Genomic DNA, 14,242 nt, shown 5'->3' with positions numbered 1-14,242 from the left:
GGACTCGGAATATGCGGGCTCCGTCACGCGAAACCGCTCGACGCGCACTGCCGGGTCAGAACTGGATGCGCGGGGGTTCGGCGATCGCCGCTCCCCCGGTGACCTCGAAGAACTCGCGCTCGTGGAAGCCGAGGTTTCGCGCGAACAGGTTGTTCGGGAACACCTTGATCTTGGTGTTCAGTTCACGGACGCCCCCGTTGTAGAACCGGCGCGAGGCCTGGATCTTGTCTTCGGTGTCGACGATCTGGCTCTGCAGCTGCAGGAAGTTCTGGCTCGCCTGCAGTTGCGGGTAGGCCTCGGCGACGGCGAACAGCGACTTGAGCGCCTGCTGCATGTGGCCCTCGGCGACCCCCGCCTCGGCGGGCGTCTGGGCGCCGATCGTCTCGGCACGGGCGCGCGTGACGTTCTCGAACACGGCCTTCTCGTGCGCGGCGTAGCCCTTCACCGTCTCGATGAGGTTCGGCAACAGGTCGGCGCGGCGCTTCAACTGCACCGTGATGTCGCTCCACGCCTCGTCGACGCGGACGTTCAGCGCCACGAGCGAGTTGTAGGTCGCCCACAGGTAGATCCCGACGATCACGACCAGCGCGACCACGATCAGAACCGGGATCAGCCACGCCATGTCCATAGGACTCCCCTCGATGCTGTGATCATCCTATCCGCGCGCGCCGGGGCATCCGTGTGCCTCCCGCGCACTTCTCAGCGGTTACCCACCGAGCACGCGGTCGAGGTACGGGTTGCGGAACGCGCGGTGCGGATCGAGGCGGTCGCGGAGGGCGGTGAAGTCGTCGAAGCGCGGATACCGGGCGCGCAGCGGCGTGGCATCCAGGGTGTGCATCTTGCCCCAGTGCGGGCGCCCGCCGTGCGCGAGCATGACCTCTTCGACGGCGGCGAAGTAGGCGGTCGGGTCGACCTTCCAGTACCGGTGCACGGCGAGGTAGCCGGTCGCGCGACCCGTCGCGGTTGAGAGCCAGAGGTCGTCGGCGGCGGCGACGCGCACCTCGATCGGGAATTCGACGTGCCAGCCGTTCTCGTCGATCACGCGCTGCACCCCGCGGAAGGCGGATGCCAGGTTCTCGAGCGGCACGGCGTATTCCATCTCGCGGAAGCGCACGCCGCGGCTCGTGGCGAACACGCGGTGCGACGCGTCGGAGAACGTGCGGTCGCCCCAGACCCGCGCCGACAGGCGGTTGATGCCCGGCACGAGACCCGGCGCCGCGCGCCCGGCGCTGCACACCGACTGATGCACGACGTTTCCGACGAGCACGTCGTCGACGAGGCGCGAGGTGGCGGTGAGGGGCCGCGTCGCGGTGCCGGCGGGCAGGCGCGTGTTGGTCTTGGTGAGCGCGGTGGCCGTGTGCGGGAACCAGTAGAACTCGAAGTGGTCGACGGCATCGGCACGCGTCTCGAGATCGTCGACGACGGCGTCGAGCGGCTCGGGGCGCTCGACCGCCTCGAGCACGAAGGCAGGGACGCACTGGATCGTGATGTCGACGAGGATGCCGAGGGCGCCGAGCCCGAGCGCGACGGCGGGGAGCATTTCGGCGTTCTCGGTCTCGGAGACCGTCAGCAGGTCGCCGTCGGCCGTGACGAGGGTCGCGGCGACGACCTGGCTGGCGATGCCGCCGAAGCGCGCCCCGGTGCCGTGCGTGCCGGTCGAGATCGCGCCGGACAGCGACTGCCGGTCGATGTCGCCGAGGTTCGTCATCGCGAGGCCGTACGGGGCGAGGAGCGCGGGGATCCGGTGCAGGCGCGTGCCGGCGAGGAGGCGGGCGTGCCGTCGCTCGCGGTCGACCGAGACGAGGCCCGACAGCTCGGTGAGCTCGAGCAGCGTGCCCGGGGCGACGGCGATACCGGTGAAGCTGTGCCCCGTGCCCACGGCCTTGATCGGGCGTCCGCGCGCCGCGGCCGAGCGCACGGAGCGGCGCACCGCCTCGATCGTGGACGGGTACTCGACGGTGAGCGGGCGCACCCGCTCGGTGCGCGCCCAGTTCTGCCAGGTGCCGCCGGGTCGTGTCACAGGAAGCTCTTTCCCTCGCCGCGGTAGGTGGGGCTCTCGCCGACGAGCCGGTCGCCCGCGGTCAGCAGGTAGCGGTCGACCCGCTCGGCGAGCTCGCCGCTCTTGGCGTGCCGGAACCAGACCCGGTCGCCGATCGACAGACGCCGCGCCGCCTCGCCCTGGAGCGGCGTCTGCACCTCTCCGGCGCCCTCGCGGGCGAGAGGGCGCAAGCCCTGCGGCCACACCGGTAGCGGCTGGCGCGACGCGACCGGCGGCCCGGAGGCGATCCAGCCGCCGCCGAGCACCGTCACGATGTCGGGAACGGGCCGGCGCACGACATCCAGCGCGAAGGCGGCGGCCGGTGCGAGCGAGAAATGCCGGTAGAGGTCGAACAGGTGTCCGGCGAGCAGGCCGCTGCCGGCGGTGGTCTCGGTGACGGCGGGGTCGGACGCCGTCGATTCGAGCGAACCCGTCCCTCCCCCGTTCACGAACTCGAGGTCGGCGACGGCGCGCACCGCGGCGACGATCCGGCCGCGGCGCTCACGCAGTTCGTCGGTGGACCGGCGCTGCATCCAGCGGATGACGCCGTCGCCCGAGCCGGCGTCATCGGGCTGACCGGCGATCTGCGCCTCGTACATCATGAGTCCGACGAGGCGGAAGCCCGGTCGAGCGACGATCGCCTGCGCGAGGCGCGCGACCTCGGCGGGCTCGTGCACGGGCGAACGGCGCACCCCGATGTGGCCGAGCACGGGCGAGCGCCACGAGGCATCCGCGTCGATCGCCACGCGGATCTCGGCGCGTGAGCCCGGCGCGGCGACCGCGTCGACGGCGTCGAGCTGGGCGAGGTCGTCGACCATCAGCGTGATGCGGGCGGCCTTCTGCTCGTCGGCGGCGAGGGCGGCGAGGGCGGCGCGGTCGACGCTCGGGTAGCCGAGCACGATGTCGTCGTGGGTGTTCGCGAGCCAGAGCGCCTCGGGCAGCGTGAAGGCGAGGATGCCACGGTAGCCGGGAAGCGCGAGCGCGGCATCCAGCACCTCGCGCACCCGGATCGACTTGCTCGCGACGCGGATCGGCACGCCGCTCGAACGCACGACGAGGTCGAGCGCGTTGTAGCGGAGCGCGGCGAGGTCGATGGATGCCACAGGGGCGGAGACGTCCGCCACCGCGGCGCTCCGCGCGCGCCAGTACGATGCGGGGTTCGTCCACGGCTCGGGGTTCGCCGACGGGGCGGCGGCGGCCGGTGCGCCGGGTGGGTCGGCGAGCAGATCGATGCTCATGGGGCGGCTCCTTCGCGCGGGTGGTCTCAGCATAGGGCGAGACGCGGTGCCGCCCCGTGCCGGACTGCGGCTCGCGGCGCCCGCGGTTCAGCGGGCCGCGTCGACGACGCGGCCCAGACGCTCGGACATCACGAGTCCGAGGGCGACGAGCACGGCGAGCAAGAGCGGCAGGGCGAGCATCATGACGCCGACGCCGACCATCACGAACCCGCCGCGGATGAGCGCCCGGTCGCCGACGCGGTCGGCGAAGAAACCGGCGAGGAAGCGTCCGCCGGTGATGCCGATGAGGAAGAGCGAGGCGAACGCGGCGGCCGTCGCGGCGTCGACCCCGCGATCGCCGACGAGGTAGGTCGCCGCCCAGAGGATGACGGTGCTCTCCAGCGCGCAGTAGGCGAAGAAGGCGATGATGACCAGGACGACGCCGGGGATGCGCAGCGCGGTCGCGAGCGACACGTGGGTGCGGGGCGGGCCCGCGGCATCCTCCCCCGCTTCCGTGCCGGTCGCCGCCCCGGCATCCGCTCCGGCGACTTCGCTCGCGACCCCGCTCGCGACCGAATCGGGCGGAACGACGGAGTTGACCTTCCGCCACAGCGGCAGGCTCATCAGGAGCGCGAATGTGAGGACGGGGCCTTCTGCGGGGAGGGTCGGGCAGCGGCATCCAGCCTACGGCGATGCCGCGCGTCGTTCGGGCGTCGTCGCGGCGAGCACCGTCGACTCCTCCACCGGAAAGAGCCCGCCCGGCAGATCGGGCGGGCTCTTTCGGTCGCGAGGCTCAGTGCCGAGCAGCCACGCCGAGGTCGGGCGTCACTGCACGGCGACGAACACCTTGTCCGCGACCATGCCGGGTCGCACGACGATCACGCCGTCGACCGGAGACGGGACCTGCATCGCCGTGTTCCCGGTCGTCGTGCCCCCGTTGTACAGCGTGCTCAGGACGTCGATCGACTCGGGCGCGACCACGACCTTGGAACCGAGGCCGACCGTGGCGCCGCCGCCGGTGACGTAATCCACACCGACCATGGCGGGGATCTGACCATCGGCGTCGTCGCCGATGTAGGTGACCGTGTAGTTGACGATGATGTACTCGGAGCCGGCGTCGGCCGGTTCGTTGAACTGGTTGGCTGAGATGGCGTCGGCGGCGGCCGCGCCGGTGGTGACGGAGTTGATCGTCACCTTCCACTCGTCGTTGGCGATCTCGGTGCCGATCGGCGCCGGGTTGTCACGAGTGCCGACCGTGGCGGACTCCTCGGACGAGGTCGCCTCGTCCGTTGCCTGCTCGTCGCTGACCGAGCTGTCTTTCACGGTGGTGTCACCGCTTGAGAAGGCGTTGTTGAACGAGCTTGCGACGACCGCGAAGAACACGATCGCTCCCACGATCGTCCCCACCACGGAGACGACGATCGCAGTGATCGCCTGCCACTTCGTCCCCTTCAGGAAGACCGCGACGATGCCGAGGATGAAGGCGATCGGCAGCAGGAGCCATCCGACGATGAGCGCTCCGGGGATGCACGCGAAGATGAACCCGACGATGGCGATGATCATCGCGACGAGACCGAGGGTATTCCGGGCGGGCTTCTCCGTCGGGGTGCCCTGAGGCGCGTACGCCGGAGGCGCGGCGTAGGGCTGCTGCGGAGTGTTGTCGGTGGGCGAGGGGGGATAGGACATGGGTCTCCAGAGGTGCTTTCACGGGGGTTTGTCTCTCAGAGGCGAAACGGACCGTCCCGGCGCGGCCGGTGATCGCGAGTGCTTAACATGAGACAGTTCTCATCTTACGGATAGCTCCGACATCGTCTTTTCCCCGCATCCGAGGCGCGTCGAATGTCTGACCGCGTCGCTCCGCCCGCGGGCCCGCAGGCCCGCAGGCCCGCAGAGCAGTCGCTCAGGGGCAGACGCGCGCGAGTCGGTTCTCGTAGCCGACCACGTCACCGACCTGCAGCTGGCGCCCGCGCCGGCGATCGACCTCGCCGTTGACGGTAACGAGCCCGTCGATGATCGCCTCTTTGACGTCGCCGCCCGAGTCGAGAAGACTCGCGAACTTCATGAACTGACCGAGTCGGATGCCATCGCCGCCGATCGACACGTCTTCGATCGCAGCCTCATTCGCCATATCGGAAGGGTAACCGACCGACCGGGCGCCGCCGCGTCAGCCGCGCAGGGCGAGCGCGAACGGGAGCACCGCGGTCGCGCCGGCACGGCGGAGCTCGCGTGCGGCGGCGGTGATCGTCCAGCGGCTGTCGACGAGGTCGTCGACGAGGAGGACCGGACCGGGCGGCACGTCGAGGTGCGCCGCACTGACCCGCTCCCACACCCCCGCCAGCCGGAAGGCGCTGTTGCCGCCCGGACCGTTCGTCGAGCCGCCGTCGACGAGGTCGAGCGTGCCGACGAGCGGCAGCCGACCGACGTCGGCGAGATGGCGGGCGAGCGAGTCGACGAGCATCGGGCGGGAGCGCGACGGCATCGCAACCACCGCGACGGGGCGCTCCTCCCACCCCCAGTCGGCGAGCACGCGGACGCAGGCGGCGAGCACGTTCGGGGCCGCGGCCGCGTCGGACGCTCCCGCCGCGAACACGCCGCGCAGCACCCCGCCCCAGCCGAGGTCGGTGAGGCGCGCGAGCGCGCGACCCTCGGTGTACTGCTCGTCGGCGGCCATGCGACCGCGCACCGGCACGCCGAGGCGGTCGGCGCCCGTCGGCCACTGCCGGCGCGGTTCGATCGACACCCCGACGCGATCGAGCGCCGAGACCGCGATCTGCGTGGCATCCTCGGTCACCCCGGCGGGATACCACGCCCCCGCGCAGGTGTCGCAGCGCCCGCACGGCACGGCGGTGTCGTCGTCGAGGGTGCGCTGGAGGAACTCCATGCGGCAGGCATCCGTCTGCTCGTAGTCGAGCATGTGCTGCTGCTCGGCGACGCGCTCGGCCGCGATGCTCGCGTAGCGGTGCTCGTCGTACATCCAGGGCTCGCCGGTCGCGCGCCAGCCGCCTTGCACGCGGTCGACCGCACCGTCGACGTCGAGCACCTTCAGCAGCAGCTCGAGCGGCGTGCGGCGGATGTCGACGACCGCCTCGAGGGCGGCGGTGGACATCGGCGACGGGGCGGCCGAGAGCGCGGCGAGCACGCGATCGGCGCGGGCGCGGTCGGGCATCGAGGCGGTGGCGAAGTAGTGCCAGATCTCACGGTCCTCGTCGCCCGGCAGCAGGAGCACGTCGGCAGACGCGGTGGCGCGCCCCGCGCGACCGACCTGCTGGTAGTAGGCCACCGGGGACGACGGTGCGCCGAGGTGCACGACGAAGCCGAGGTCGGGCTTGTCGAAGCCCATGCCGAGCGCGCTCGTGGCGACGAGGGCCTTGACGCGGTTGTCCTTCAGGAGCGATTCGGACTCCTCGCGCTCGTCGGCGTCGGTCTGCCCCGTGTAGGCGCGCACGTCGTACCCGCGCTCACGGAGGAGGCGCGCGGTGTCGTTCGCGGCGGCGACGGTGAGGGTGTAGATGATGCCGGACCCGGCCAGGTCGCCGAGGTGGGTGAGCAGCCACGCGAGGCGGGCGTGGGCGGTGGGCAGCTTCAGCACGCCGAGGCGTAGCGAGCTGCGCGCGAGGGGTCCGCGGATGACGAGCACCTCGGCGCTCTCTCCCGCGGGGCCTTGCGCGTCGAGCTGCTCGGCGACGTCGGCGACGACGCGGCTGTTGGCGGTCGCCGTGGTGGCGAGCACCGGAACGCCAGCGGGGATGCGCGCGATGAGATCGCGGAGGCGCCGATAGTCCGGGCGGAAATCGTGGCCCCAATCGCTGATGCAGTGCGCTTCATCGACCACCAGCAGCCCGATGCGGGAGACGAGCTGCGGCAGCTGCTCGTCGCGGAAGGAGGGGTTGTTGAGGCGTTCGGGTGAGACGAGCAGCACGTCGACCTCGTCGCGGTCGAGGGCGTCGATGACGTCCCGCCATTCGTGCGGGTTGGTGGAGTTGATCGCCACGGCGCGGACGCCGGCGCGCTCTGCCGCCGCGATCTGATCGCGCATGAGAGCCAGCAGCGGCGAGACGAGCACCGTCGGTCCGGCTCCTCGGCGACGCAACAGCAGTGTCGCGACGAAGTACACCGCCGACTTGCCCCACCCGGTGCGCTGCACGACGAGCGCGCGCCTGTGATCGGCGACGAGGGCGTCGATCGCCTCGAACTGGCCGTCGTGGAAGCGGGCGTCGTCGCGCCCGACCAGCGTGCGCAGGACGTCGAGGGCATCGGATCGCGTCGAGGTCGTTGTGGCCATGGCATCCAGTCTGCTCTGCGCCACCGACATGGATGCCCCCGCGCGGGGAGCACTCACTGCGGGTCGAGGTACCAACCCCTCGGGCCACCCGTATTCTTCAAGAAGTCGAGGAAGTGACGCTCGCCGATCGACGTGGTGTCCTTTCGCTACGAGGAGGCAGACCGTCGTGGGTGCACGATAAGCGCCGATCTACCCGGTCCGCGACGGGACTGTTCCACCCAACGGAACGGACGTGCCCCCGCTGGGACTCGAACCCAGACTGAAGCGATTTTAAGTCGCCTGCCTCTGCCATTGGGCTACGGGGGCCCGCGTCCAGGCTAGTGCGCCGATGCGATGAGCCCCCATCCTGCGACAGGACGGGGGCTCATCGAACGCACGAGGGTGGCGGGTCGGTCAGGCCTGCGACTTCGCCTTGGCCGGAGCCTTCTTCGCAGGCACCTTCTTCGCCGGAGCCTTCTTCGCGGGGGTCTCGGTCTCGACGGGAGCGGCGTCATCCGCCTTCTCGCCGGCGACGGGAGCGTTCTCGCCCACGACCGACTTCGGGTCGATCGCCGGCGACGCAGCAGCCGGCGCCGCGGCAACCGGCGCGGCAGGCGCCGCCTCGGGCGCGGCCGGACGCGGGCGCGCCGCGAACTCCTGGAAGACGCGGCGAGGGTTCTGCACGGCCTCCAGCGACACGTTGTCGCGGTGCAGCCAGAAGTTGTGCCACCAGTCGCCGATCACGCGCCACTTGCGCTCCCACGACGGCATCGCCAGGCCGTGGTAGCCGCGGTGCGCGCACCAGGCGATAAAGCCCTTGAGCGCGATCTTGCCCGACTGGAACACACCCTTGTACAGCCCCAGACCCGCGACGGCGCCCTGGTTGTGGTGGATGTACTGGTGCGGCAGCTCGCCCCGCAGGTCGGCGACGATGTTCTTCGCGAGCAGCTTCGCCTGGCGGACGGCGTGCTGCGCGTTCGGCACGCAGTACCCGCCGACGCCCTTGCCGGTGAGGTCGGGAACGGCGGCGACGTCGCCCGCGGCCCAGGCATCCGCCACGGCCTCTTCTTCGGAACCGACCCGCAGGTCGGCGCGGGTGCGGATGCGGCCGCGCTCCTCGACGGGCAGGTCTCCCCCGCGCACGACGGTCGGGTTCGCCATGACGCCGGCGGTCCACACGATCAGGTCGGTCGGGATGACCTCGCCGGTCGAGAGCTCGACGTTGCCGTCGATGGCGCCGGTCACCTGCGTGTCGAGGTGCACGTTCGCGCCCCGCTTGGCGAGGTCCTTCAGCACCCACTCGCTCGTCTTCAGCGACACCTCGGGCATGATCCGGCTCATCGCCTCGATCAGGTGGAAGTGCGTGTCCTCGAAGCGCAGCTGCGGGTAGTTCTTCAGCAGCGAGGATGCCAGGGCGCGCATCTCGGCGAACACCTCGATGCCGGCGAAGCCGCCACCGACGACCACGACGGTCAGCAGTCGGTCGCGCTCGGGACCGGCGGGCAGGTTCGCCGCACGGTCGAAGTTCGACAGGATGCGGTCGCGGATCGCGACGGCCTCTTCGATCGTCTTCAGCCCGATGGCGTTGTCGGCGATGCCGGGGATCGGGAACGTGCGCGAGACGGCACCGGCGGTCACGACGATCTGGTCGTAGCTCTCCTGCCACGGCTCGCCGACCTGCGGCGTGATGGTCGCGGTGCGGTGGGCGTGGTCGATGCCCGTGACCTTCGCCGTGATCACGCGCGTCTTCTTCAGGTGACGACGCAACCCCACGACCGCGTGGCGCGCCTCGATCTCACCGGCGGCGACCTCGGGAAGGAACGGCTGATACGTCATGTAGGGCAGCGGGTCGACGATCGTGACCTCTGCCTCGCCCTTGCGCAGGTGCTTCTCGAGCTTCCATGCGGTGTAGAAACCGGCGTAGCCACCGCCGACGACGAGGATCTTGGGAACCGTGGCGCCGACCGCGCGATCGGCAGTGCTGGACGCTGTGTGAGTCACAGGTGGAAGTACTCCTTGGATGGGCGACTCGGAGTACGAGGTGCGCGCTCCGATCTGATGCGCCGGGCAGCAGCAGTGACACCGAGCGCCACCAGTATAGCCGCCAAGGTCCCGGCCATGAGCGGCACGGTGCCGTAGCGCAGGCTGTCGGCGTTCGGCAGCAGCGGCGAACGCACGTCGGCGCGATCGGCCGCGGGCAGGTCGGGCACGCTCGCCGTCGCCGTCGGCTGCGGCGCCGGGGCGACGTCGGCGCGGCGGTACAGGCGCACCCATTCCGTGAGGGTCATGCCGAGCGGACTCGACGACACGGATGCCACGTTTGCCGTCACCGCCGCTGCGGCATCCACCAGTCCGTAGCCGTAGTTCGGATCGGGCGTCCGCGTCGCACCCGCCGCGGGCTTCGCCGTGCGGATGATGCGGTTGATGACGTTGTCGGCGTCGAGCTCGGGGTGCGCGGAACGCACGAGCGCGGCGATCCCCGCGACGATCGGCGCCGCACCGCTCGTGCCGTTCCGGACGACCAGCTGACCGTCGGCCGACACACCCAGCAGCTCCTCGCTGGGAGCCGAGATCCCGATGGTGATGCCCTGCGTGGATGCCTCTTCGCTCGCCGCGCCGGCACGGTTGACTCCGCCCACGGTGAGCACGCCCGGGATCGTCGCCGGCGCTCCGACCTCGTCGGTGCCGCTCCCCTTGTTGCCCGCCGCGACGATGACCACGACATCGTGGTCGAACGCGTACTGGAAGGCGTCGTCCCACAGCGGATCCCAGGAGAGCGTGTTGGTGGTGAACGACAGGTTGATGATGTCGGCGTCGTGGTCGACCGCCCACCGCATCGCGTCGGCCACCTGCTGCACGAACGGCACCGACGACGACACTCCGAAGCCGATCGAGATCGACAGCAGCTGCGCCTCGGGCGCCACGCCGATCATGCCGGTTCCGGCGCCCGTGCCCCGGGACGCCGCGAGCGAGGCGACCCAGCTGCCGTGGTTCGCGTCGACCGCGCCGACCGGCATGCGCCCGTCGGACGCGCCGACGCCGGAGAAGTCGGCGCCGCCGGCGACGGCCCCGGCGAACTCGACCGGGGAGCGCCCGATGCCCGTGTCAATGATCGCGATCGTCGATCCCTTGCCGCGCGTCGTCTGCCACGCGGTGCGGATGCCGTACTCGTCGAGCCAGTACTCCGCGGCACGCGCAGGGTCTTCCGCGCCGGCGCCCACCCCCGGCGACGACACTCTGGGAGACGGGACCCCGGGTGACGGGACCGGCGCCGCAACGGGTGCGGTCGCACCCGGCGGCGCCTCGTCAACGGCCGGGGCGATGCTCGCACCGCCGAGCGCGACCGTCATCGCGATCGCCGCGGCGCTGACCGCGACCCGCCCCGCTCGCCGGGCGTTCACTGGGTCTCCCGAGGCTCCGCACACGTGCAGCGCAGCGGCGACCAGTCACCGCGCGCGAGCGCGAGGTCGCCGATCGGGTTGACGCCCGGGCCGGCCGCGAGGGCGTGCCCGGCGAGGGCGTGCAGGCACTTCACCCGCGTCGGCATGCCGCCGGCGGAGATGCCCTCGATCTCGGCCACGTCGCCGTAGACCTCTCGGTCGGACAGGTACGCCTCGTGCGCGGCGCGGTAGGCGCTCGCGACCTCAGCATCCTCGTCGAGCAGGTCGCTGAACTCGCGCATGACCTGTCCCGCCTCGAGCGCCGACATGGCGGCGGTGGCGCCGGGGTGGGTCAGATAGTAGAAGGTCGGGAAGGGCGTGCCGTCGGGCAGGCGCGGCTCCGTGGCGACGACCGTCGGATTGCCGCACACGCACCGCGCGGCGACCCCCACGACGCCGCGCATCGGGCGGCCGAGCTGCGCGCGCATGACCTCGAGATCGGCGTCGGTCGCGGGGCTGAGCGTGGGGTGGGGCATCCGTCCAGGGTAGCGGGACGGCCTGACGAACCGCTGATCGGGCGCGGGGTCAGGGTGCGGTGCCGCCGGTGCCGTCCGGCGCGACCGCGGTCTGGGTGAGCCCGGCTGCGGTCACCGAGCGCACGAGCTGCGCCATCCAGTCCGACCGGGTCTCCTGCACGTCGTCGCTGACGGGCTGCTGGTCGAGCGGGATGGAGGCGGGCGGCAGGTCGTCGTCGACGAGGTAGACGACCTCGCCGGGCAGCATGTAGTACAGCCGCGCACGGGCCTGCGAGGTGACGTAGGCGGGGTCGGCCCAGCGCTGCTTCTGCTGCTCGAGAGCGGCGACCTCGTCGGTCGTCAGCTGCACCGAATGCTCCAGTGCCGTGATCTGCTGCTGCTGCGACAGGTAGGTGCCCACGGTCGGCACGAGCACGAACACCGCGAGCACGACGAGGCCCAGCATGATCGCCGTGAAGGCCGAGAACCGGATGCCTCCGGCCCACTCGCGCACGTCGACGGCGCGGCGCTCGCGCGAGGCATCCGTGATCTGCGAGTTCGGGGTACGAGAAGGGGGAGCCGCAGGTCTTCTCACGGCTCCCCCTCTCGTCTCAGCGTCTCAGCGGCGCATCAGCCCTTGTAGCGGCGGAAGGCGGCGCGACCGGCGAAGGTCGTCGCATCGCCCAGTTCTTCTTCGATGCGCAGAAGCTGATTGTACTTCGCGACGCGCTCCGACCGAGCGGGCGCGCCGCTCTTGATCTGGCCCGAGTTCACCGCGACGACGAGGTCGGCGATCGTGGTGTCCTCGGTCTCGCCCGAACGGTGCGAGAACATCGTCGTGTAGCCCGAGCGGTGCGCGAGGTCGACGGCGTCAAGGGTCTCGGACAGCGTGCCGATCTGGTTGACCTTGACGAGCAGCGAGTTCGCGACGCCGAGGTCGATGCCCTTCGCGAGGCGCTCCGGGTTGGTCACGAACAGGTCGTCGCCGACGAGCTGCACCTTGCTGCCGAGGCGCTCGGTGAGCTTCTGCCAGTTTTCCCAGTCCTCTTCGTCGAGCGCGTCTTCGATCGTCACGACGGGGAACGAGTCGACGAGGTCGGCGTAGTAGTCGATGAGCTGGTCGGGCGTCCAATCCTTGCCGTCCATGTGGTAGACGCCGTCGTTGTAGAACTCGCTCGCCGCGACGTCGAGACCGACACCGACGTCCTTGCCGGGGGTGAAGCCGGCCTTCGAGATCGCGTCGATGAGGAACTCGAGTCCGGCGCGGTTGCTCGGCAGGTCGGGCGCGAACCCGCCCTCGTCGCCGAGGCCCGTCGCGTAGCCGGCGGCCTTCAGCTCGCTCTTGAGCACGTGGTAGATCTCGGTGCCCCAGCGCAGCGCCTCGGAGAACGTCTCGGCACCGTAGGGCGCGAGGAAGAACTCCTGGAAGTCGATGCCGTTGTCGGCGTGCTCGCCGCCGTTGATCACGTTGAACAGCGGCACGGGAAGCACGTGCGCGTTCGGCCCGCCGACGTAGCGGAACAGGGGCAGGTCGGCCGCGTCGGCAGCCGCCTTCGCGACCGCGAGCGAGACGCCGAGGATGGCGTTCGCGCCGGTGCGCGACTTGTTCTCGGTGCCGTCGGTGGCGATGAGGATCTCATCGATGACGCGCTGCTCACTGGCATCCACGCCCTCGATCGCCGGGCCGAGCTCGTCGATGACGGCGGCCACGGCCTTCAGCACGCCCTTGCCGCCGTACCGGCTCTTGTCGCCGTCGCGCAGCTCGTACGCTTCGAACGCGCCGGTGGATGCGCCGGAGGGGACGGCCGCCCGCTGGACGATGCCGTCGTCGAGGAGCACCTCCACTTCGACAGTCGGGTTGCCACGCGAATCCAGGATCTCGCGTGCGCCTACAGCCTCGATCAGTGCCACAGGGGACTCCTTGCTTGTGGAGGATGAATCTCGGAGCGTCGTCGGTCCGTCTTCGAGCATAGTGACCTGGATGCCGCGGCCACAGGCCCCTCCCCCGGATCTAAGGTCACACGAGGACGCGGATCCGCGTCTCGCGCGGAAGGCCGGTGCGCGTCCCGCGAGGACGGCGGATGCGCGTCCCGCGAGGACGGCGGATCAAGGTCAGACGAGGACAGCGAGGGCGATGCCGTCCCAGCCCTTGGCATCCAGGGTCTGCAGGGCCGTCGCCTCGAACCGCGGATCGTCGGCGAGCATCGCGAGTCCGGCACGGACGCCCGCGACCTGCGCGCTGTCATCGGCGGGGTCGGCGACGCGTCCGGAACGCACGACGTTGTCCACGATGACGAGTGCGCCCGGGCGCCCGAGCCGCGCCGCCCAGTCGAGGTAGACGGTGTTCGACTCCTTGTCGGCGTCGATGAAGACGAAGTCGAACGGCTCGTCGCCGGCGAGGTCGGGCAGGACGTCCGCGGCGCGGCCGACGCGGATCTCGACCCTGTCGCCGATGCCGGCGCGGTCGATGCTCGCGCGGGCGATGTCGGCGTTGCGCGGCTCGGCCTCGATCGTGACGACGCGGCCGCCGGTCGGCAGGGCGCGGGCGAGCCAGATGGTCGAGTAGCCGCCGAGGGTGCCGATCTCGAGCACCCGCCGCGCCCCGATCGCACGGGCGAGCAGGTGCAGCAGCTTGCCGCCCGTGGGCGCGACCTCGATGTCGGGCAGTCCTGCCGCGCGCTGGTCCGCGACCGCGACATCCAGCGCCGCATCCGCCCCGATCAGCGTCTCGACGAGATACCGATCCACCGCCCGCGCCCCCTCGGGGGTCACTTCCCTCATCCCCCCACCCAACCCCGCCCCTCCTCACCGCGTCAACCGACCCGACCCGC

13 protein-coding genes and 1 tRNA gene are annotated in these 14,242 nt (G+C 71.1%); all 14 read right to left on the bottom strand.

The genetic code is table 11. The features are described from left to right. Positions 1-55 precede the first annotated feature (55 nt). The 14 genes from LOK55_RS07145 to LOK55_RS07080 all read right to left on the bottom strand — a co-directional run bounded on the left by LOK55_RS07145 (position 56) and on the right by LOK55_RS07080 (position 14,192). Positions 56-622 carry a LemA family protein gene (locus tag LOK55_RS07145; protein WP_196324060.1) on the bottom strand — a complete coding sequence of 189 codons (567 nt, stop codon included), beginning with the start codon at positions 620-622 and terminating at the stop codon, positions 56-58. A gap of 84 nt (positions 623-706) precedes the next feature. Then, positions 707-2,020, bottom strand: coding sequence for a D-arabinono-1,4-lactone oxidase (locus LOK55_RS07140; protein WP_229934825.1), 1,314 nt, complete (start codon positions 2,018-2,020; stop codon positions 707-709). Then, a complete protein-coding gene (locus LOK55_RS07135; protein ID WP_229934824.1) occupies positions 2,017-3,276 on the bottom strand; it encodes an alanine racemase in 1,260 nt (419 codons plus the stop codon). The genes LOK55_RS07140 and LOK55_RS07135 overlap by 4 nt, the downstream gene beginning before the upstream one ends. Before the next feature lie 87 nt (positions 3,277-3,363). Next, positions 3,364-3,879 (bottom strand): sugar MFS transporter, encoded by a 516-nt coding sequence (locus tag LOK55_RS07130; protein WP_229934823.1) that lies wholly within the window; start codon positions 3,877-3,879, stop codon positions 3,364-3,366. Positions 3,880-4,080: 201 nt separating this feature from the next. Further along, positions 4,081-4,941 (bottom strand): hypothetical protein, encoded by an 861-nt coding sequence (locus LOK55_RS07125; protein WP_229934822.1) that lies wholly within the window; start codon positions 4,939-4,941, stop codon positions 4,081-4,083. Positions 4,942-5,155: 214 nt separating this feature from the next. Continuing rightward, a complete protein-coding gene (locus tag LOK55_RS07120; RefSeq protein ID WP_229934821.1) occupies positions 5,156-5,383 on the bottom strand; it encodes an RNA-binding S4 domain-containing protein in 228 nt (75 codons plus the stop codon). A 36-nt stretch (positions 5,384-5,419) separates the two neighbouring features. Beyond that, positions 5,420-7,537, bottom strand: coding sequence for a RecQ family ATP-dependent DNA helicase (locus tag LOK55_RS07115; RefSeq protein ID WP_229934820.1), 2,118 nt, complete (start codon positions 7,535-7,537; stop codon positions 5,420-5,422). Between the two features lie 233 nt (positions 7,538-7,770). Continuing rightward, positions 7,771-7,843: transfer RNA gene (locus LOK55_RS07110), tRNA-Leu, on the bottom strand. Between the two features lie 87 nt (positions 7,844-7,930). Continuing rightward, entirely contained in the window at positions 7,931-9,517 is a 1,587-nt protein-coding gene (locus LOK55_RS07105) for an FAD-dependent oxidoreductase (RefSeq protein WP_229934819.1), read from the bottom strand. Further along, on the bottom strand, positions 9,514-10,917 hold the full coding sequence (locus tag LOK55_RS07100; protein WP_229934818.1) for a S8 family serine peptidase: 1,404 nt from the start codon (positions 10,915-10,917) through the stop codon (positions 9,514-9,516). The genes LOK55_RS07105 and LOK55_RS07100 overlap by 4 nt, the downstream gene beginning before the upstream one ends. Beyond that, entirely contained in the window at positions 10,914-11,432 is a 519-nt protein-coding gene (locus LOK55_RS07095) for a DUF501 domain-containing protein (RefSeq protein WP_229934817.1), read from the bottom strand. The genes LOK55_RS07100 and LOK55_RS07095 overlap by 4 nt, the downstream gene beginning before the upstream one ends. A gap of 49 nt (positions 11,433-11,481) precedes the next feature. Then, complete coding sequence (locus LOK55_RS07090; RefSeq protein ID WP_229661468.1) at positions 11,482-12,006, bottom strand: septum formation initiator family protein; 525 nt, start codon at positions 12,004-12,006, stop codon at positions 11,482-11,484. 35 nt (positions 12,007-12,041) lie between these two features. Further along, the gene (gene eno / locus LOK55_RS07085) at positions 12,042-13,322 is read right to left on the bottom strand and encodes a phosphopyruvate hydratase (RefSeq protein ID WP_229934816.1); all 1,281 of its coding nucleotides are present in this window, start codon (positions 13,320-13,322) and stop codon (positions 12,042-12,044) included. Between the two features lie 201 nt (positions 13,323-13,523). After that, entirely contained in the window at positions 13,524-14,192 is a 669-nt protein-coding gene (locus tag LOK55_RS07080; RefSeq protein ID WP_196324988.1) for an O-methyltransferase, read from the bottom strand. Positions 14,193-14,242 lie beyond the last annotated feature (50 nt).

Origin of the sequence: Microbacterium sp. F2E (assembly GCF_020905435.1) — a bacterium.
Lineage (GTDB): Bacteria > Actinomycetota > Actinomycetes > Actinomycetales > Microbacteriaceae > Microbacterium > Microbacterium lacticum.
The sequence above is the reverse complement of the archived record's forward strand: the minus strand, read 5'-3'. Positions and strand labels throughout refer to the sequence as shown.